General features: G+C 63.1%; 16 protein-coding genes. 4 read left to right on the top strand and 12 right to left on the bottom strand.

Annotated elements, in window-relative coordinates:
• Window positions 1-345, top strand: coding sequence for a VOC family protein (locus JWP26_RS01280; protein ID WP_299722437.1), 345 nt, complete (start codon window positions 1-3; stop codon window positions 343-345).
• Window positions 346-386: 41 nt separating this feature from the next.
• On the opposite strand, the gene ppk2 is transcribed toward JWP26_RS01280, so the two are convergent.
• The 7 genes from ppk2 to JWP26_RS01315 form a co-directional block, all read right to left on the bottom strand.
• A complete protein-coding gene (gene ppk2 / locus JWP26_RS01285) occupies window positions 387-1,298 on the bottom strand; it encodes a polyphosphate kinase 2 (RefSeq protein ID WP_299722289.1) in 912 nt (303 codons plus the stop codon).
• A gap of 75 nt (window positions 1,299-1,373) precedes the next feature.
• A complete protein-coding gene (gene putA / locus JWP26_RS01290) occupies window positions 1,374-5,021 on the bottom strand; it encodes a trifunctional transcriptional regulator/proline dehydrogenase/L-glutamate gamma-semialdehyde dehydrogenase (RefSeq protein ID WP_299722292.1) in 3,648 nt (1,215 codons plus the stop codon).
• A 69-nt stretch (window positions 5,022-5,090) separates the two neighbouring features.
• Complete coding sequence (locus JWP26_RS01295) at window positions 5,091-6,158, bottom strand: ABC transporter ATP-binding protein (protein WP_299722295.1); 1,068 nt, start codon at window positions 6,156-6,158, stop codon at window positions 5,091-5,093.
• Entirely contained in the window at window positions 6,158-7,666 is a 1,509-nt protein-coding gene (gene argH, locus JWP26_RS01300; RefSeq protein ID WP_299722298.1) for an argininosuccinate lyase, read from the bottom strand. The genes JWP26_RS01295 and argH overlap by 1 nt, the downstream gene beginning before the upstream one ends.
• A gap of 3 nt (window positions 7,667-7,669) precedes the next feature.
• Window positions 7,670-8,530, bottom strand: a complete 861-nt coding sequence (locus JWP26_RS01305; protein WP_299722301.1) for a carbohydrate ABC transporter permease — start codon at window positions 8,528-8,530, stop codon at window positions 7,670-7,672.
• A 1-nt stretch (window position 8,531) separates the two neighbouring features.
• Window positions 8,532-9,464, bottom strand: a complete 933-nt coding sequence (locus JWP26_RS01310) for a carbohydrate ABC transporter permease (protein ID WP_299722303.1) — start codon at window positions 9,462-9,464, stop codon at window positions 8,532-8,534.
• An 8-nt stretch (window positions 9,465-9,472) separates the two neighbouring features.
• Window positions 9,473-10,726 carry an extracellular solute-binding protein gene (locus JWP26_RS01315; RefSeq protein ID WP_299722306.1) on the bottom strand — a complete coding sequence of 418 codons (1,254 nt, stop codon included), beginning with the start codon at window positions 10,724-10,726 and terminating at the stop codon, window positions 9,473-9,475.
• A gap of 190 nt (window positions 10,727-10,916) precedes the next feature.
• Here JWP26_RS01315 and JWP26_RS01320 point away from each other — a divergent pair, with 190 nt between their 5' ends.
• The 3 genes from JWP26_RS01320 to solA are packed head-to-tail and all read left to right on the top strand — an operon-like array spanning window position 10,917 to window position 15,689.
• Entirely contained in the window at window positions 10,917-12,149 is a 1,233-nt protein-coding gene (locus JWP26_RS01320) for an ROK family transcriptional regulator (RefSeq protein ID WP_299722309.1), read from the top strand.
• Window positions 12,150-12,159: 10 nt separating this feature from the next.
• Window positions 12,160-14,520 (top strand): PIG-L family deacetylase, encoded by a 2,361-nt coding sequence (locus JWP26_RS01325; protein WP_299722312.1) that lies wholly within the window; start codon window positions 12,160-12,162, stop codon window positions 14,518-14,520.
• On the top strand, window positions 14,517-15,689 hold the full coding sequence (gene solA / locus JWP26_RS01330; RefSeq protein WP_299722315.1) for an N-methyl-L-tryptophan oxidase: 1,173 nt from the start codon (window positions 14,517-14,519) through the stop codon (window positions 15,687-15,689). Before JWP26_RS01325 ends, solA begins: the two co-directional genes overlap by 4 nt.
• 3 nt (window positions 15,690-15,692) lie before the next feature.
• Here solA and JWP26_RS01335 read toward each other — a convergent pair whose 3' ends face one another.
• The 5 genes from JWP26_RS01335 to JWP26_RS01355 are packed head-to-tail and all read right to left on the bottom strand — an operon-like array spanning window position 15,693 to window position 20,860.
• Window positions 15,693-16,760 (bottom strand): ABC transporter ATP-binding protein, encoded by a 1,068-nt coding sequence (locus JWP26_RS01335; protein ID WP_299722318.1) that lies wholly within the window; start codon window positions 16,758-16,760, stop codon window positions 15,693-15,695.
• A 9-nt stretch (window positions 16,761-16,769) separates the two neighbouring features.
• Window positions 16,770-17,618 carry a carbohydrate ABC transporter permease gene (locus JWP26_RS01340; RefSeq protein WP_299722320.1) on the bottom strand — a complete coding sequence of 283 codons (849 nt, stop codon included), beginning with the start codon at window positions 17,616-17,618 and terminating at the stop codon, window positions 16,770-16,772.
• The gene (locus tag JWP26_RS01345) at window positions 17,618-18,487 is read right to left on the bottom strand and encodes a carbohydrate ABC transporter permease (RefSeq protein ID WP_299722323.1); all 870 of its coding nucleotides are present in this window, start codon (window positions 18,485-18,487) and stop codon (window positions 17,618-17,620) included. The genes JWP26_RS01340 and JWP26_RS01345 overlap by 1 nt, the downstream gene beginning before the upstream one ends.
• Window positions 18,488-18,539: 52 nt before the next feature.
• Entirely contained in the window at window positions 18,540-19,847 is a 1,308-nt protein-coding gene (locus tag JWP26_RS01350; protein ID WP_299722440.1) for an extracellular solute-binding protein, read from the bottom strand.
• A gap of 38 nt (window positions 19,848-19,885) precedes the next feature.
• Window positions 19,886-20,860, bottom strand: coding sequence for a nucleoside hydrolase (locus tag JWP26_RS01355; protein ID WP_299722325.1), 975 nt, complete (start codon window positions 20,858-20,860; stop codon window positions 19,886-19,888).
• Between the last annotated feature and the right edge of the window lie 132 nt (window positions 20,861-20,992).

Raw genomic sequence — 20,992 nt, forward strand, 5'->3', positions numbered from 1 at the left:
CTGCCGGTCTTCAACCAGGACCGGGCCAAGCAATTCTACATCGACAATTTCGCCTGCCAAACCGCCGCCGATGCCCCTATGGGCGAGGATGGCTGGCGCTGGATCGAGCTCAAATTCGCCGGCGCCGATACGGCTTTACATTTCATCCGTCGCCCCGACGATGCCCCGTCCGCTGACCCGGTCTTGGTGCTGATCGATGACAAGGTCGAAGCCACCACGGACGCCCTCAAAGCCAAGGGTGTCGAGATCATCACCGAGCCGAAGGCCGCGCCGTATGATCCCACCCGGATGGTGGCCGAATTTCGCGACAGCGAAGGCAATCGGATGGTGCTCAGCAGCCGCTGAGTGTTTCGGGGCGGGCCAAAACCCGCCCCGGCTTCCAAGCCTTAGTAAATCTCGGGCACGTACAATTCCGGCGGCACTGGGCTGCGGATATAGTCGTCGTGGCGCACGCGGCCAGGCAGTTCCACATCGGCCTTGGGCACGTCCTCATAAGGTATCTGGCTCAGCAGATGGGCAATGCAATTGAGCCGCGCCTTCTTCTTGTCCACGGCCTGCACCACCCACCACGGCGCCTCGGGCGTATGGGTGCGCGCCAGCATTTCTTCCTTGGCCTTGGTATATTCTTCCCAATGGACGCGGCTTTCCATGTCCATGGGCGACAGCTTCCACTGCTTGAGCGGATCGTGGATGCGCATCTTGAAGCGGAATTCCTGTTCTTCGTCGGTGATGGAGAACCAGTATTTGACGAGGATTATCCCCGACCGCACCAGCATGCGCTCGAACTCGGGGACGGTGCGGAAGAATTCCTCCAACTCGTCGGGCGTGCAGAACCCCATCACCCGCTCGACGCCGGCACGATTATACCAGGAGCGATCGAACAGCACCATTTCGCCGGCGGTTGGCAGATGCGGTACATAGCGCTGGAAATACCACTGGTTCTTCTCGCGCTCGGTGGGCGCCGGCAGGGCCACGGTGCGGCAGACGCGCGGATTGAGCCGCTGCGTCACCCGCTTGATGGCACCGCCTTTGCCCGCCGAGTCGCGGCCTTCGAATAACACCACCACCTTGAGTTTATTGTGTTGCACCCAATCCTGCAGCCGCACCAATTCGTGCTGGAGCCGGAACAGCTCGCGGAAATACACTTTCCGATCGACCGTTTCGGGGCCCGGCTCAGCCATCCCGTCGCTGACCAACTCATCCAGGCGATCGTCCTCCAGCTGCAATTCGAGTTCTTCATCGAAACTGTCGGCAATTTCCGCGCGAATACGGTCGAGATAGGCCTGCTCATTGGACATGCTGGAATTCCCTTAATGTGCAGGCACTCAAATCCGACCTTTGTGAAACTGATGTGACAGTGCCGACCCCAACCATCAGGCGATCGCCATGAGGCTCGCATTGCCACCGGCCGCAGCGGTATTGGTGCTGATCGCGGTTTCGGTCACCAGCAGATCAAGGCTGTAGCCACCCTGCCCCAGCGGCGCGCTCTGCACCGTGACAATCGGTCCCGGCCAACCGGTCACCCGTCGCGACACCCCGCGCACCGCCTCGGCATCGCCTTCAACCAGCACCGCAGCAACACCGCCATCATCCGCCGATTGTCGCGCCACCCGCCCGCGCACGATCGCGGGCAACTGGTCGATCAGCGCCCACAATGCCGGCGATGCCTCGACAGCGACGGAATTGCCACTGGCCAGGATCGCCGCCAGTTGCAGCAACAGGCCATCTTCGCTGGCGGCGATGGCCAGCACGGTGCCGCGCGGCGCCGTGCCATAGACGTTGCGCTCGCCGACCGGACCCGCCAGCTCCACCGAAGTGTTGATCGCCGGATGCGCGCCATGGACCAGTGCCTGTTGCGCCAAGCCGGTTCGCCCATTGGCCGCCAGCCAATCGGCCAGTGCCGACAGCGCCGGATCGATCAGGGTATTGGGCGCAAGCCCCGCAATGGCGCCAGCATCGCCGCGCACCAGCCGCCGCAGATAGAGCGGTCCACCCGCCTTCGGGCCGGTGCCCGACAGCCCGTGCCCGCCAAACGGCTGCACCCCGACGACGGCGCCGATCTGGTTGCGGTTGACATAGATATTGCCGGCAGAAATCCGGCTGGTCACTCGCTCGATCGTCGTATCGATGCGCGTATGCAGCCCAAAGGTCAGCCCATAGCCCAAGCCATTAATGCGATCGACCAGCGTGTCGATGTCCTCACGCCGATAGCGCACCACATGCAGCACCGGCCCGAACACTTCCCGCGTCAGCTCGGACAAATCCTTCAATTCAATCAGCGTCGGCGCCACGAACGTGCCCAGCGCCGTGGCGGGATCCAGCGGCGCTTCGACGATGGTGCGGCCCTTGGCGCGCAGTGCCGACACATGATCGGCGATGATCTTTTGTGCCTCGGCCGATATGACCGGCCCGATATCGATGCCCAGCCGGTCCGGATTGCCGGTCCGCAATTCGGCCATCGCGCCCTTGAGCATGGCCAGCGTCTTGTCAGCGATGGCCTCCTGCAGGCAAAGCACCCGCAAAGCCGAACAGCGCTGCCCGGCACTATCGAAGGCCGAGGCCAGCACATCGCCCACCACCTGCTCGGTCAGCGCCGAGGAATCCACGATCAGCGCATTCTGCCCGCCGGTTTCGGCCACGAACGGCACCGGACTTCCGTCGGGCAGCGTCCGCTCCGCCAATTGCCTGGCAATCAATCGCGCCACATCGGTCGAGCCGGTGAACATCACCCCGCACGTGCCGGGATCACCCACCAGCGCCGCACCCATGCGCCCATCTCCGGGCAGGAATTGCAGCACCTCGCGCGGCACGCCAGCCGCGTGCAGCAGCTCAATTGCCTGCGCTGCGATCAGCGGCGTTTCCTCGGCCGGCTTGGCGATCACCGGATTGCCCGCAACCAATGCCGCCGCTACCTGCCCGGTGAAAATCGCCAGCGGAAAGTTCCACGGGCTGATGCAGACGACCGGCCCCAGTGGCGCATGCGTCGCCTTGTCGAAACCCTCCGCCTGATCGGCGTAATAGCGCAGGAAATCCACCGCCTCCCGCACTTCCGAAATCGCATTCGCCGCCGACTTCCCCGCCTCGCGAATGATGAGGCCCATCAATCTCTCGATCTGCGCCTCCATCGCGTCCGCAGTGCGGCGCAGGCAAGCGGCGCGCTCGGACGATGCCGTCGCCGCCCAAGCGGGAGCAGCGGCAGTTGCAACCTTCAAAGCGAGCGCAGCATTGTCCGGCGACGGTTCAACCACAGTGCCAACAACATCGCGATGATCCGCCGGGTTGAGAATTTGCCGCATGGCTCCCGGCATCGCCTCAGCGCGCCATTGCACATCGACGCTCTGCCCCAGCGCCACCCCCAGCCGCTGCAATCGCGGCTCGTTCGACAAATCCAGCCCCCGGGAATTGGCGCGTCCTCCCGCCAGGATATCGCGTGGCAAATCGATTGCCTCATGCGCGATCCCGACCGGCACCATGGCCCCGGCCACCGCCGCCGGATCATCCGCCAGCGCCTCCACCGGCACCTCCGGATCGGCGATCCGATTGACGAAAGACGAATTAGCGCCATTCTCCAGCAGCCGCCGCACCAGATAGGCCAACAGCGTTTCATGGCTACCCACCGGCGCATAAATCCGGCACGGCCGATCCAGCTTGCCCTTGCCGACCACCTCTTCATAAAGCGGTTCGCCCATGCCATGCAGACACTGGAATTCGTATTGGCCGGGCACATAATCGCCGGCCAGATTATAGATCGTCGCCATGGTCTGCGCGTTGTGCGTGGCGAATTGCGGATAGACTGCGTCGGTCGCCGCCAGCAACTTTTGCGCACAGGCGATATAAGCGACGTCGGTATAGACTTTGCGCGTATAAACCGGGAAGCCATCCAACCCATCGAGCTGCGCCCGTTTGATCTCGCTGTCCCAATAAGCGCCCTTGACCAGGCGCACCATGATGCGATGCCCGGAGCGTCGCGCCAGGTCGATCAAGAAATCCAGCACGCTGGGACAACGCTTGGAATAAGCCTGCACCACAAAGCCGATGCCCTGCCATCCGGCCAGTTCCGGTTCCAAGCACAGCGCCTCAAGAATATCGAGCGAAATATCCAGCCGGTCGGCCTCTTCGGCATCAATATTGAGCCCGATATCATAGGACTTTGCCAAAGCCGCCAGCTCGATCACCCGCGGCAGTAACTCATTGATAACGCGATCATATTGCGAACGCGCATACCGTGGATGCAGCGCCGAAAGCTTGATCGAAATCCCCGGCCCCTCATAAACGCCGCGCCCCGCCGCTGCCTTGCCGATGGCATGGATCGCCGTCCGATAATCCTGAAGATAGCGCTCCGCGTCCCGCGCCGTCGTCGCCGCTTCCCCCAGCATGTCGTAGGAATAGCGAAAGCCCTTGGCCTCCAGCGAGCGGCCATTTTTCAAAGCTTCGCCAATGGTTTGGCCGGACACAAACTGCTCGCCCATCAGTTTCATCGCGAGATTGACGCCAGCCCGGATCACCGGTTCGCCCGAACGCGCGACCAGTCGACCGAGCGCATTGCCCAGCCCGGTCTCGTCCACAGGCGTCACCAGCTTGCCGGTCACCACCAAGCCCCAGGTGGCCGCATTGACGAACAGCGAGCGGCTACCTCCGAGATGGGATTGCCAATCGCCCGGCGCGATCTTGTCGGCAATCAGTGCATCGCGTGTGCCGTTATCGGGCGTGCGCAACAGCGCCTCGGCCAGGCACATCAGCGCCACGCCCTCCTGGCTCGACAGCGCATATTCCTGCACCAGGCTATCCACCCCGCCCCGCCGCTTCTGCGCCCGCATGGCGGTTACGGTCTTGATGGTCAGCGCACGGATCGCAGCGGCGATATCGCTGGGCAATGTCGCTGCCGCGATCAGGGGCGGAACACAGTCAGGCTCGGGCAGGCGATGCATAGCGTCGATTCGCGCCCGCAACGGATTGGCCCCGGGCCTGCGCCCCAAAAAATCGGCGAACGGACGGGACGACAGGACATCACTGGCGGGCATTCAAAGATCTCCACAATGCGGGGCGAGTCTATGCTGCCGCGCGACGGACATCCATGGCGATAATGCTATTCAGAGCCGCCCAAGGCTGCGCTCATCGGCGGCGGCAAACAGGTAGAGTGAACCCGGAATGGCCGAGGCGGCGACCGTCGTGTCGACCTTTGGCACCAGCTTTCCCGGCGCGGTGGCGATGACTTCAGTGCCGGCGATATCCAGGTGCACAAGGGTTTCGGACCCGAGCGGCTCGACCGCGGTGACGAACCCCGACATGGAGAGTCCGGTGCCAACTTGGCCAACGACCAGATCATGCGGCCGCACGCCGATCAGCACGTCGCCTGATGCAATGGTGGCAGCGTCGATGCCGGCAATCGTTACGCCCGGCGCCGTCAGCGCAGCGCCCGCCACCTTGCCCGGCAGCAAGTTCATCGACGGGCTGCCGATGAACCGCGCGGTGAACACATCGACCGGGCTTTCGTAGAGTTCGGTCGGCGTGCCCACTTGCAGAATCCGTCCGTCGCGCATCACCACGATCTTGTCCGCCATGGTCATGGCTTCGATCTGGTCGTGCGTCACATAGACGATCGTGGTTCCGAGCCGCTGGTGCAGCCGCTTGATCTCGATGCGCATTTGCGAGCGCAATTGCGCGTCGAGATTGCTCAGCGGCTCATCGAACAAAAATGCCACCGGATCGCGCACCATGGCCCGGCCAATGGCGACCCGCTGACGCTGCCCGCCCGAAAGTTCGGAAGGCCGGCGGGAAAGCAGCTCTTCCATGCCCAGCGTCTTGGCCGTTGCCAGGATGCGCTGGTCCTTTTCGGCCTTGCTTAGCTTGGCGGTGTAGAGCCCGAAGCCGATGTTCTGCGCCACGCTCAGATGTGGATAGATGGCGTAGTTCTGGAACACCATGGCGATATTGCGCTGCTTGGGTTCGCGCTCATTGACCACCTCGCCGCCAATCTTGAGCGTGCCGCCAGAAATGTCCTCGAGCCCAGCGATCATCCGCAGCGTCGTCGACTTGCCGCAGCCCGAGGGGCCGACCAGCACGACGAATTCGCCATCGGCAATATCCAGGTCGATGCCGTGCACCGCCGTGGTCTTGCCATAGGTTTTGACCAGCCCTTGCAGTTCGATATTCGCCATCAGGCCGCTCCCACCAGGGCAGAGAATTTGTTGTTGAGTTCGCTCGCCGCCGAAGCTTCCGCCTTGGCATGACGCTGCATACCAGCACCAAACTCAGCCGATTGGGCGCGATAGCCGACAATCGCGGCTGCCAGCGGTTCTGGCGCCGGGCCGCCAAATCTATTGCGCACGGCGACGAAATGTTCGGGCGAAACCAGCTCGGCGAACAAGGTCGCGTCGATCACCGTCTTGCGGACGGTGGCCTTCTCGAACGCGGCAAGAAATGGCGCAAAACCGTCGACCGGCAGGTCCCCGTCAATCGCCACCACGGCCTTCGCCACGGCGGCCGCGATCTCGTGCCCCTCGCGAAACGACAGGCCTTCGCGCCGCACCAGGCTATCGGCAAGCTCGGTAATGGTGATGCAGGAGCGGCGAATATTGTTAGCAACACGGGCCGGATCGATACGAATTTGCGCCACCAACGCTGCCAACAGATCGAGCACGCGAAAAGCGCTATCGAAGGCCTGGTAGCCCATTGCCTGCGTCTCGCCCTCGCTGTCGTTCATGTCGGTGAACGGCGTATTGTGCATCACATCGAGCATTGCTCGCGCGCGGCCAAAGGTCTGGCTGGCGAGATGACGCAAATGCTCAATCGGCACGGGATTGCGCTTCTGCGGCATGATCGAGGAAATCTGCACCAGCGCGTTGGGCACATACACCTGGCCGACCTCAAAGCTGGTCCAGAACTGCAAATCCTGGATCGGCCGCCCCAGATGCAAGAACATCAACTCAAGCGCCCCATAGGTACCGGTGATGTAGTCCACTGCCGCAATGCAGCTATAAGAATTCTGCAGCGGCGCGGCGAAGCCGAGCAATTGCGCGACGCGGGCGCGATCGATCGGAAAGCCCGAAGTAGTGATCGCCGCCGCACCCATTGGCGAAAGGTCAACGGTTTCGCGCGCCTCAAGCAACCGCGTTATATCGCGGCCCAGCACTTCGATGACTGCAGCAAGGTAATGCCCAAAGGTGGTCGGCTGTGCGGGTTGGCCGTGGGTGTAGGCCACGATCAAGGTAGCTCTCTCACGCTCCGCGGCGGCAACCAGCGCGTCGTAGAGCGCTAACGCCTTGCCTAACAAAGTGTCCATGCGGCTCTTCAGCCCCAGCTTGAACAGCGTGTGATCGATATCGTTGCGCGAGCGGGCAGTATGCAACCGCCCCGCCAGGTCAGGCCCGAGCCGCGTCTTCAATTCCTTTTCGATGAGGAAGAAAAAGTCTTCGACCTCGCCGGTATAGACCAGCTTGGCCGGATCGACTTCCGCATCGATGGCTTCCAGCGCCTTCGCAATCTTGCCAGCCGAGGCGGCATCGAGAATGCCGGTTTCCACCAACATGACCAGATGCGCCCGATCGATGGCGCGAAAGCCTTCGACATGGTGGGTCTTGGCGCCGTCAAACAGCGGCCGCAACACGGTCTCCTTGTAAACCGGATCAGGGAACACGCTAGTGTCGCTCAAACGTGGATCGCTCATGCTCTAGCCCTTCAATCCGGCCAGCATCACGCCGCGCACGATAAACCGTTGCAGGACCAGGAACACCACGAGCGTCGGAATCGTCGCCAGCGCGGCACCGGTCATGATCATTTCCCAGCGCGTGTCCTGCGCGTCCGAAAAACTCGATAGCCCCACCGGCAGCGTATACAGCTCGCGGCTGGTGGTGACGATCAGCGGCCAGAAGAACGCCGTCCAATTGCCCAGAAAGGTGAAGATCGCCAGTGCCGACAAGGCTGGCGCGACCAGCGGCATTGCCACCTTCCACCAGATCTGGAACTCGTTGAGCCCATCGATGCGCGCGGCTTCGAGGAAATCGTCGGGCACGGTCTCGAAAAACTGCTTCATCAGAAAGGTGCCGAAGGCCGTCATCATGCCGGGGAACATGATGCCCCAATAGCTGTCGAGCCAGTGGAGTTGGCTGGACATGAGATACCAGGGGATGACCAGCATTTCGGTGGGGATCATCAGGGTCGAGAGGATGGCGAGGAAGATGAAATACCGCCCGCGAAACTCGAACTTGGCCAGCGTGTAACCGACGAGGCTGTCAAAAAACACATTGGACAACGTCACCGTGGTGGCGATGAACGTGGAATTGCCGAACCAGCGCAGGAAATTGCCGTCGGACAGCACCTTGATGTAGTTGTCGAAGGTCGGCGCCGCCGGGATCAGGCGCAGGTCATAGACCTGGCTGGCGGTCTTCAGCGAGGTCGAGAACATGTAGAGGATGGGCATGACCATCAGCAGCCCGCCCAGCAGCAGCAGCGTCCAGATCAGGATCTGGCCCGGCCGGATGCGGCCGAATTTCAATGGCTGGGGGACGGCATCGGCGGCAATCGTCGTCATCTCAGCGGTTCCTCAGCACAAACAGCTGCAACAGCGACACGATCAGCAGGATGGTGAACAGCACCACCGTTTGTGCCGCCGCATACCCCATGTCGAAGGACGAAAACGCCGTCTGATAGATCATCAGCACAATGGGCTTGGTCGAGCCCAGCGGCCCGCCCGGATCATTGCTGGTCATATTGTAGACCGAGTCGAAAATCCGCAGGAACCCGATGGACGAGAACACCACGAGAAACACCGTGGTGGGTTTCAACAGCGGCAGCGTGATCTTGCGGAGGATCGCCCCTTCACCCAACCCGTCGATGCGCGCGGCCTCATAGTATGTCGAGGGAATGGCGCGCAGGCCGGCGAGGAAAATAATGACCTGAAAACCCAAGCCCGCCCAGATCGCCGTCACCATGATGGCCGGCAGACCCTGCGTGGTCGATTTGAGGAAGGGCTGCTGCGGAATGCCGAATTGCGACAGCAAGCCGTTGATCAGCCCGACCGGTACCGGCTGGTAAATCCAGCGCCACACCCAGGCCAAAGCCGCCGCCGTGGTCAAGAAGGGCAGGAAATACAGCGCCCGGATGAAGCCATGCATGAACCGCACGCGGTCCAGATAATAGGCAACGAGGAAGGCGATCACGAGGCTGATCGGCGTGCCGACAATGAGATAGGTGAAGGTATTGCGGAACACTTTCCAGAACTGCGGATCGTGCACCAGCTTGTCGTAATTCTCGAGGCCCACGAATTGCGCGGGCTTGAGAATGTCCCAATCGGTGAATGAAATCCAGAACGCCTGGAAGGTCGGATAAAACCGTATCCAGCCATAAAAAATGATGGGCAGGGCGAGAAACGCCCACGCCCAGATGACGCGTTTGGTGCGGATCGAGAACCGGTCCCAGACACGGCCCTTTGAGGCCGTGCCGTCGGTGATTGCGCCTTGCGCCACGGTGTCGCTTACTTCGCTGCGGCGTCGATGATGGCCTGCTCGGCCGTCGCGGCCTCGGCCACGGAATCGGCCGGCGACTGGCCTTCGAGCAACACGCGGTTGGCCATATCGATAGCCACTTGGCGCTGCCCGGCTTCATCGACGAACTGGGTCGTATGTGCATAGTCCAGCGCCTTGAGGAATGGCGACAGGATCGGATCGGCCAAGTTTGCGTCGGTCAGCGCCGCCGACTTGCGGGCCGGCAATTCACCGACCACGTTCAGCCAGATCTGCATTGCCTCGGGCGAGGAAACATAAGCCAGGAACTTCTCGGCTGCGGCGAGTTCTTCGCCCTGCGCCGAAGCGCCGATGCCATTGGCAAAATAGCTGGCATAGTTGGAACGCGTGCCGTCGGCATTGGCCGGTAGCTCGGTTACGCCCCATTCGAACTGGTCGATGGTCTTGAACGAGCCGAGCCGGAACGTGCCGTCGATGGTCATCGCCGCCATGCCGCCGCGGAATGCCGCCTGGCCCTCATCCATAAAGCCGGTCTGGCCGACCTTCTGCTCGGTCTGCAGATCGGTGTAGAATTTCAGCGCCTCGACGCCACCCTTCTCACCATATTTCACCGTGCGATAGTCATCGCTATAGGGCACGCCGCCGAACTGGCGGGTCAGCACTTCGCGCCACCACTGGTGGTCCTGCCCGGCCATGTCCATGGTGATGCCTTCGGAAATCAGATTGCCGGCATCGTCATGCTTGGCAGTTGCCACGGCAGCAGCAACCAGTTCGTCCAGTGTCTGCGGCGGCTTGCTGGGATCGAGCCCGGCCTCGGTAAACAGCTTCTTGTTGTAGAACAGCGCCAGCGAGCGCACGGCGGTGGGCAGGCCATAATAGTCGTCGCCACGCTTCATCGCCGTCACGATCGGGAAGAAATCGGCTTCGATCGCATCATGCGGGAACACTGTTGGCGACAGCGGCTGCAACACACCGCCGCTCTGGAATTTGTCGAGCCAGCCATAGAACAGCTGCAACACGTCCGGACCCTGGCCAGCGGCTTTCGCCGCGATCACGCGGGTCTGGTAATCGTCATAGGGGAAAGTCGTCTGCTTAACGGTGATATCGGGATTGGCTTTTTCGAAATTGGCGATCAGCTGATCCATCGCCGTCACACGGGTCTCATAGGCATATTGCCAGTATTCGATTTCCACCGCCTGGGCCGCGCCCAGCGTCAGCAAACTGATCCCCGCGGCAAGTCCGGCGAGCATGAACCGATTGCGCATCATAACCTCCTTAAGGCCCGCCACCCGGCATTTTAAGCCAAGGCCAAGCGGACAGAATCCCCTGATTTCGAGCGCGGGCAAAGCCCCTTCTCAAGCCTCACAGGTCAGCCGACACGGCCAAATTTGTCAATACAATAATCTACTTGAGTTATTCGAGGCCGGGAAATAGCCTTCCGCCATGGACCGGGATTTGAGCAAACGCGAAAAGTCGGGAGCGCGGGGGAGCCTGGCCATCGGCAGCAATCCGGAGCGCAACCGGTTGCATAACCGGCGCGTCGTGCTCGACCTGGTGCGCAGCCAGGGCCATATCGGACGCACCGAAATTGCCCGCCGCGCCCACCTGACGCCCCAGGCCGTCACCAATATCGTCGATGAACTGGTGGCGGAAAACCTGTTGATCGAACTGGGCCGTTTGCGCTCCGGCCGCGGCCAGCCGCCGATCCAGTTTGCGGTCAATCCCGATGGTCCCATGACCGCCGGCATCGAGATCGCGGCCGACCATATCGTCATCGTGCTGCTCGACCTGTCCGGGAGCGTCCGTGCGCAATCGGTGCGCCCGGTCGCCAACACCAGCCCCACCCACATCCTCGCCGATTTGCGGCTGGCAGTGGATGAATTGCGCCAATCGGTGCCCGGCATCGCCGTCAACCTGCTCGGCGTTGGCGTGGTGATGCCGGGCCCCTTCGAAATCGACGGCATGAGTTCGGTCGGTCCCGCCACTCTGCCCGGCTGGACCGGGCTCGACACCAAGGCGCTCGTCGCCGAGGCCATCGGCGAGCCCGTCGAGATCGAGAATGACGCCACCGCGGCGGCCGTCGGTGAGCGGCTCTATGGCGCCGGCCAAGCCTTTTCCAGCTTCGGCTACGTATATTTCGGTGTCGGCCTCGGCCTCGGCATCATCCAGGAAGGCCGCCCCCTGCGCGGCTCCCATGGCAATGCCGGCGAGATCGGCCATTTTGTCGTCACCCCGCGCAATCGGCCGGCGCTCTATGGCCCCGAGGGCAATCTGGAGCGCTTCGTCTCGCTCTATGCCCTGCGCGAAAAGCTCTCCGCCGCCGGCATCACCGCAACCGACGTCGATGACCTGCAAGCGCTGCACGACGCCCACAATCCGGTGCTGCTCGACTGGATCGCCGAGGCCGCCGATTATCTCGCGCCCACGGTCGCGGCGCTGGAAAATCTGCTCGATCCGCAGACCATCATTTTCGGCGGCGCCCTGCCCGATTCTGTGATCGACGCGCTCATCGCGGCGCTCGATCCCATGCCGGTTTCAGTAGCCACCCGCCGCGCCCGCACCGCACCGCGTGTCATGCGCGGACAAACCGGGCAGTTGACCGCAGCGCTCGGGGCTGCTGCATTGCCCATGCTCGAAACCGTGACGCCACGGCTGCATCTGGCACCCGGCCTTTCCGCCGCGTCTTGAGGACTTAGTTATGTTGACCGCCAACGAGCGCCTTGCCCGCCAGAAATCCCGTCCCCTCCTCGTCGAACTGCATCGGGCCCTCACCAGGCTGACCTCGACGCTGACGGTGATGAATACCGGCGCCCATCCGGACGACGAACAATCGGGCATGCTGGCGGCAATGCGTTTCGACTACGGCATGCGCATTATCGTCGCCTGCTCGACGCGCGGCGAAGGGGGCCAGAACGGTCTTGGCCCCGAACGCTCCGGCGCCTTGGGCGTCGTGCGCACCCGAGAGATGGAGGAGGCGGCCCGCGTTCTCGATGCCGATATCGCCTGGCTGGGCCACGGCCCGGACGATCCGGTCCACGATTTCGGCTTCTCCAAGAACGGTGCCGACACTCTGGCACGCTGGGGGCGCGACCGCATCATCGAGCGCCTGGTGATCGCCTATCGGCGCGACAGGCCCGATATCGTCATCCCCACATTCCTCGACGTTCCCGGCCAGCATGGCCACCACCGCGCCATGACCGAAGCGGCCGAAGTCGCCATCGCGCTCGCTGCAGATCCAGCCTATCTGACCCCGGGGCTCGATCCCTGGTCCGTTACTAAATATTACCTGCCCGCGTGGTCCGGCGGTGGCGATACCTACGATGATGAAGTGCCGCCGCCCACTGCCAGCGTGCGCGTCATGGCGCCCGGCCTGGATATGCCGACCGGAGCGGCCTTTGATGAAATCGGCGAATGGTCCCGCGCCTATCACGCCAGCCAGGGCATGGGCCGCTGGAAAATCGTGTCCAAGACCGAGTGGCCGCTCCATCTGGCGCGCGGCCCGGTTGGTGCTGAAAGCGATATTCGCCAGAACCTGCCCGCAACCCTGGGCGAGCTCGCCGAGCTGCTACCCGGCCTCCACGCCGCCCCCCTTCGCACGGCCCAGTCGGGGATCGACGCCGCATTGCGCGCCTTTCCCGACCGCCCCGCGATCACCGCAGCACTCATTGCCGCGGCCGACGCGCTTGACATCATCGCCGAGGACGAGACGCTCGCCCCGCACGCTCATCGGCTTGCCCTCAAACGCACAGAGATCGACGCCGCCCTGCTGCTCGCGGCTGGCATCGCCCCGATCGCTTGGGCCGAGCCCCACCGCCCTGCGCCCGGCGGCAGCGCCACGTTGAAGATCGGTGTCGGGCTAGAACCAATTTCGGTGACGCCGATTGCCAGGGGCCCGATGCATATCGGCGCCGCCACAACGGGCGATGGCATCCTCTCCTACCCTATCTCCGTCAATTCCCAGGCGCCGCTCAGCGGCCTCTACGCGCCGGCCTTCGCCAGCCTGGGCGGCAATGGCGAACTCAGCGTTGAAATCCAAGCAAGCATCGGCGGCCGGAACGTGCGCGGCAGCCTCGATCTGGAGGAGCCCTTCAGCATCGGCCCGGCCCAATCGGTAGCGCTGGTGCCCGAAACCATTATCCTGGGATCGCGCCGTTTGGCTGAACCATTACAGGTCGCCGTTCGCTCCGCCTCACCCATGACCAATGCCGTGCTGATTGCTCCCACCGGCTGGGGTATCACGCGCAGCGAAGCGGGCTTCGCCATTAGCCCCACATCGCCACTCCCCGACGGCCTCTATCGCCTGCCCTTGATGCTGGACGGCCGCCAGGCCTATCGCCAGACCTCGATCGCCTATCCGCATATCGGCCGCACGCAGTTCGTCACTGCGCAGGCGCTCAACGTGCTGGCGCTGGACCTGACGCTGCCCGAAGGGACACGCATCGGCTATGTCGGCGGCGGCAGTGACCGCGTCGGTCTCTGGCTCCGCGCCATGGGCCTCGACGTCATCGATCTCGATTCGACGGCCCTGGCCAGCGATCTGTCCGAGCTGACCACTATCGTCGTCGGCACGCTGGCTTTCGGCGTCCGGCCCGACCTCGCGGCCGCCACCGGCAAGCTGCGCAGCTGGGTCGAGGCGGGCGGTCACCTGCTGACCCTTTACCACCGCCCGTCGGACAGCTGGACACCTGACACTACCCCGCCACGCCGCGTCGTCATCGGCTCACCATCCCTGCGTTGGCGCGTCACTGACCCCACCGCGCCGGTGGATATCCTCGCGCCCGAGCACAAACTGCTGACCGGCCCCAACGTCGTTGGTCCCGACGACTGGGCCGGCTGGGACAAGGAACGCGGTCTCTATTTCGCTTCCGATTGGGACAACGCCTATGAGCCTCTGCTTGCCATGCACGATGCCGGCGAAAAGCCACTGATGGGCGCGCTGATTTCCGCGCCCGTCGGCAAGGGCCGGCATACCCATACCAGCCTCGTGCTGCATCATCAGTTGGATCGCCTGGTGCCTGGCGCCTTCCGGCTGCTGGCCAATCTCGTGCAACCGGCGTGAGAGCAGAACACTACGATTTTGCCATTGTAGGCCTCGGCGCGATGGGTAGCGCCAGCCTCTATCAACTGGCCAGGAGCGGCGCCAAGGTCATCGGCATCGATCGCTTCGCGCCACCCCACAACCAGGGCTCGACGCACGGCGAAACCCGCATCACCAGGCGGGCTATCGGCGAGGGCGAGGCCTATGTGCCGCTCGCCATCCGCTCGCATGAGCTCTGGCGCGAAATCGAAGGGCAAACCGGCGCTTCGCTGCTGCACGAAATCGGCAGCCTGATCATAGGGCGGCCCGATGACCCGGCTGAGCGCCCGGGCCGCACCAGCTTCCTCGATCGCAGCATCGTGGCGGCGCAGCGCTTCGGGATCGCCCACGAAGTCCTCTCGGCGGCCGAAATCCGCCACCGCTATCCGAACTTCACGCCGGATGACGACGAGGTGGGATATTTCGAGCCCGGCGGCGGCTATCTGCGCGTCGAGGCCTGCGTCGCAGCCAATCTGCAATTGGCGGAACGCCATGGCGCCACCGCCCTGCTCGGGACCGAAGTGCTCGCGATTGCGCAACAGGGCGACAGCGTGCGCATCGTCACCACGCACGGCGATATTCTGGCCGCTCAGGTTGCGGTCTCGGCTGGGCCTTGGGCCGGGCAATTGCTCGGCGAGCCGTTTGCCCGCGTCCTCAAGCCGACGCGCCAGGTGATGCACTGGTTCGACATCGCGCCCGCAGCACTGGACGACTGGGGACGGTCACCGGTTTTCATGTGGCCCCACGGCGATGATGAGGATGGCTCCTTCTACGGTTTCCCCTCGCTCGATGGCGCGACGATGAAAACTGCCGACGAGTTCTATGGCGCCGCCTCCAATCCCAACGCCATCGACCGTGCCGTTCCCGCCGCTGACTCAGCGCGTATGCATCGGACCCATGTGGTCGGTCGCCTGGCAGGCGTTTCCGCCCATGCCGCCCGCACCACGACGTGCATCTACACCGCCACCGCCGACAGCATCTTCGTCATCGATCGTCATCCCGATCAGCCAAACGTTCTAGTGGTGTCGCCCTGTTCCGGCCATGGCTTCAAGCACTCGGCCGCCATTGGCGAAGCCGTCGCCCAGATCATGACCGGAGCCAGCAGCATCATCGACCTGACGCCATTCCGCCTGGCGCGCCTGCTGGGCTGACGCCTATCGCAGGCGCCCGCCGCTCATAGCGTCGAACAGAAAGGCGCGGGCCGGATCGAACCCGATATCCAGCCGCGCACCGGCCTCCACAGTACGGCTATCGCGCAATTCGATGGTCAGCGGCTGCGCCCCGCCAGACTGCCCGTAGGCATAGGACGCACCGCCCAGATGTTCGACCAGATCGACCATCACCCCGAGCCGCACGCTGCCGGCTGGTGAAAAATGCTCGGGCCGAATGCCCAGCAGCAGCTCCGCATCCGGCTTCGGCATCTCGACCAGCGGCAACGGCACGGCGACGTCGCCGAAATCGGGCAGCACCACCGCGCCGTTTTTCACTTCAGCGCGCAGAAAATTCATCCGCGGCGAGCCGATAAAGCCGGCCACGAACATGTTGTCCGGCTGGTCATACAGATCGAGCGGCGTGCCGACCTGCTCCACCCGCCCGGCGCGCAACACCACGATCTTGTCGGCCAGGGTCATTGCCTCGACCTGATCATGGGTCACATAAATCATCGTGGCGCCGAGCTGCTCGTGCAGCCGCGCGATCTCGAGCCGCATCTGCACCCGCAATTCGGCATCCAGATTGCTCAGCGGCTCATCGAACAAAAACACTTCCGGATTGCGCACGATGGCGCGACCGATGGCGACGCGCTGCCGCTGCCCGCCCGAAAGCTGCTTGGGCTTGCGCGCCAGCAATTCGCCCAGATGCAGGATCGCGGCGGCCTCATCGACCTTGCGCTGCACCTCGGCCTTGGGCATGCCGTTCATGCGCAGCCCGAAGCCGATATTGTCGGCCACGCTCATATGCGGATAGAGCGCATAGGACTGGAACACCATGGCCACCCGGCGCTGCGCCGGATCGAGCTCGGTCACATGGCGCCCACCGATGGCGATGCTGCCGCTGCTGACCTCTTCCAGCCCCGCGATCATCCGAAGCAGTGTGGACTTACCGCAACCGGATGGCCCCACGAACACCACGAATTCACCGTTCGCGATCTCAAGATCGACACCGTGGATGATCGGGGTCTTGTCGAAGGATTTTTTGACGTCTGTGAGGGTCAGGCCGGACATGATGTTCTCTTAACCTTTGATGCCCGCGCCAGCGAGCCCCTGGACATAATAGCGCTGCAACGGCAGCAGCAGGGCGATGGGAATGAGCGCGGTGATCACCGACACGGCGAACAGCTGGTTCCAGATGGTCTGGTACTGCTGCTGGAACGCCGCCATGCCGACCTGGATGACCTTGAACTGCTGGCTCGGCATGGCCAACAGCGGCCACAGGAACGCCTCCCACTGGAAGATGAACAGCAGCAGAGCCGCGCTGATGCAGGTGGGCACCGACAGCGGCACATAGATGCGCAAGAGGATATTGAGCCAGCTCACGCCATCCAGCCGCGCGGCTTCGGCATAGTCCTTGGGCACCTGGCTGAAGAATTGATAGAACAGGAACACCGCCAACCCGTTGGCCACGCTGGGCACGATCAGCGCCGCAATATTGTCGAGCCAGCCCAATTGCTGGGTCACCGTATAAAGCGGCAGCGCGATGGCCTCGAATGGCAGCATGAAGCTGATGATGATCAGCGTCAGGATAATGGTCTTGCCCCTGAACTGAAACATGGCGAAGGCAAAACCCGCTGCGCCGTTGACGATCAGCCCCGCCACCATGGTGATCAGCGCCACCAGCATGGTGTTGCCGATGATCATGCCGAAACCGCGCTCGAAAATGCCGCTATAGGCCTCGAGCGTGAATGGCGAAGGCAGCAGCGCCTTGGCGGTGAACGGAAAGATATCGGCGAACACCTCCCCGTTAGGCCGCAGCGACGACACGATCGCCCACCACAGCGGCAGTACGAAAATGAAGGCGATGACCGCATAGGCCAGATGACGCAGGCCCAGCCCAACGCCGCGACGAGCGGTAGTCGCAGCCATCAGCGTGCCTCCTTGCGGCCCGAGAGCAGTTTGAACTGCAGCCCGACGATGACCAACAGGATCGCCACCACCACCACGATGATGGCCATGGCCCGGCCCATGTCGCCGAATACGAAACCGGATTTATAGGCCTCGTACATCAGCACATTGGTGGAACCGGCCGGACCACCCTGGGTCAGCATGAAAATGGGCGCGAACAGCAGGAAATTGATCGACACATCGGCCACCAGCACGAACAGCAGCGTCGGCCGCAACAGCGGAATGGTGATGAAGATCAGCCGCTGCCACGCCTTGACGCCATCGATCCGCGCCGCGTCGTAGATCTCGGGCGAGATATTTTGCAGCCCGCCGATGATGAAGATCATCCAGTAGGAAATGCCCTTCCAGGTGGCGATGGCGATGATCGAATAGAGCGCCAGCGATTCCGCCGTCAGCCAGGGTTGCGCCGGCACGCCCGCAATCCCGATGACGCCATTCACCAGCCCGTCCTGGCTCAACATGATGCGCCAGATGATCACCGCAGTCGGCAGCGACACCCCGATGGGAATGAGAAACAGCACGCGATAGACGCTGACGCCCTTGAAATTCTGCACATAAAGCAGCGCCAGCCCCAGCGCCAAAGCGATCTGGATCGGGTTGATGAGGAGGTTGAACCAGAGTGTGACCTTGAGCGAATTCCAGAATGCGGAATCGGTCAGCAGCGCCACGTAATTGTCGAACCCGACAAAGACCGAGTTGCCGCGCAGCACGTTGAAGAAGCTGTCATTGACCGCCAGAGCGATGGGATAGAGCCGGAAAACGACAAGCCCGATCAAAGCGGGGACCAGCAGCAGTATGATCAGCAGAACTGGTGTCCGAGATTGGGTCATGCCGTTTTCCGGTAAGCGCGACCCCGGGGGCAGCCGGGATCGCGCGTTCATATCAGGGGGCAACGCGGGCCGCGGCGGCTTCGAACTTCTGCACCGCGCTCGCCAGAGCATCGGCAACCGGCACGCCGTTGGCAATGTCGACAAAAGCCGTGCGGAACGCATCCTGCAACTGGCCGTAGGCGGCAGTCACCGGACGAGCCTTGGCGGTGTTGAGCGAGTCATAGACGCCCAGGCGGAACACGTCGTTCGGGAAGGCGTCGAATTCGGCGCCCGTGCTGATCTCGTCGAGCAGCGGCTTATAGGTCGGCAATTGCTGCAGCTTGTCGAACCACGTCTTGGTGCCTTCCGCCGAGGTCGTCAGATAGCTGGCGAAATCGAAGGCTTCCGCTTGGTTGGCCGAGCCGGCATTCACGCCGACATACCAGCTGCCGGTTGGCGTCAGAACTTTGCCGCCCTCGAAATAGGGGTAGGGTGCCACGCCGAAATCGACACCGCTTGCGGTCAGCCCCGGCAGGTTCCAGGTACCGCCTGCGAGCATGGCCAGCTTGCCATTGCCGAACAATTGCGCCGCTTCGCCATAGCCCAGGCTCTTGGGGCTGACGCCCCATTCATTGTAGAGATTGGCCCAATAGGTCGCCGCCTTGGTCCAGGCTTCGCTATCGAGATAACCCTTGGCCGTATAGCCGTCCGGCCCGATCACATCGGTGCCCAGCGACTCGCCAAACGGCTGCAACTGATAGAGCTCGCCGAACTGCTCGACGGTGAAGCCGTAAGTGGTGGTGCGCCCACCTTCCTTGACCGTCAGCTTCCGCGCCGCATCGGCGACCTGCTCCCAGGTCCAGCGCTTGGCCGAAGCCAGCTCGTCCACCTGCGCCTGGCTGGCGGTCGCGCCCGCAGTCAGCCCGTCGGGCGGGGTGATACCGGCCGCCGCGAACAGCGCCTTGTTGTAGAACATCACCTGCGCCGAATTGTTGATCGGCAGGGCAAATTGCTTGCCGTCATATTTGCCGGCATCCAGCGCGCTGGTCACGAGGTCCGCAGTGCTGATGCCCGCATCGACCGGCGACAGGAAGCCGCGCGAGGCGTAGCTCGCCACCAGCGGCGCATCGACATAGACCAGATCGACACCGGCATCCTTGGAGCGCAGGCGCAGCTCGGCCACCTGGAAGAACTGCGCGAACGGATAGGGCTGCAGCTTGATGGTGACGCCCGGATGGGTCGCCGTATAGGCATCGGCCACCGCCTGCATGGCCGTGGTGTCACCACCCTCGATCACGATCATATTGAGCGTCTTGTCCTGCGCCATTGCGGTGCCGGCAAGCATGCTGGCAACCAGGCCGGCGACGATGGCGATCTTCATAGTCTTCACGGGGCACCTATTGGCTGGAGAGATCGGACTTAGTTGGAAATCCTGCCGGCGGCCCAGATCAGGGCCTCGGTCACGAGGGCGGCGAAGCGGGGCGCATCGGCCTGCATCGCCACGCCGACATTCTTGACGCGCTGGTCATGCGCGGGGTCCTGCGGGCGCAGGTCGATCAGCGTCTGCCCATAAGTCTCGGCATCGCCGACGATCACGTCGCCCGGCAATTGGGCAATGGTGAACAGGCTCGGATCGATCAGATAGGCGATGGCGCAGGGATCGTGCAGCGGCGCGCCCGGCTTATCGGCGCCGGCGAAGCGGTAATAGGTGCCGCAGTAGAAATCCATGATATCGGCCACCACGTTGGCGCCCGGACGGGCCGCACGGACGGCGGCAACATCCTGCCGCCGCAACAGCGTCTGGTGGGTGGCGTTGAGCCCGAACATCACGAGCCTGACGCCCGAGCGGAACACGATGCGCGCAGCCTCCGCATCGGCCCAGATGTTGAATTCGGCAGAAGGAGTGACATTGCCCTCGCCGGCCGAGCCGCCCATGAACACGACCTGCTTGATCTTGCTCGCCAGATCGGGCCGCAGCGCGAAAACCAGGGCCAGATTGGTCATCGGGCCGATGACCACCACGGTGATTTCGCCCGGATGCGCATCGACGGTGCGAATGATCGCCTCGACCGCATGGCCCTTCTCAGCCTGTCGGCTGGTCTGGGGCAGGTCCACACCGGCGCTGTCCAGCCCGCTCGGGCCGTGGAATGCCGCGGGGAATTCATAGCGATGCAACAGCGGCTGCACGGCGCCGCTATAGACCGGAATGTCCAATCCAAAAGCCGCGACGATGCGCAGGGCATTGTTGGTGGTGTTGTCGAGAGAGGCATTCCCACACACAGTGGTGATGGCTTCGATCTGGATGCTGTCATGCCAGGCGGCCAGCAGGATGGCGGCCATGTCGTCATGGCCGGGATCGCAATCGATGATCACGCGATGAGAAGGATTGGACACGCCGCTGCACTCGCACTACTATTGTTTCAATAAGCTGCATCATGACAGCGACCACGCTCGCCGAGAAAACCCCGGCCAGTGCGCATCCTGTGCCCCGCAGACAAGGGAAATCCTAGGCTGGACCCGCTTTGG

Source organism: Devosia sp. (assembly GCF_028290435.1).
Lineage (GTDB): Bacteria > Pseudomonadota > Alphaproteobacteria > Rhizobiales > Devosiaceae > Devosia.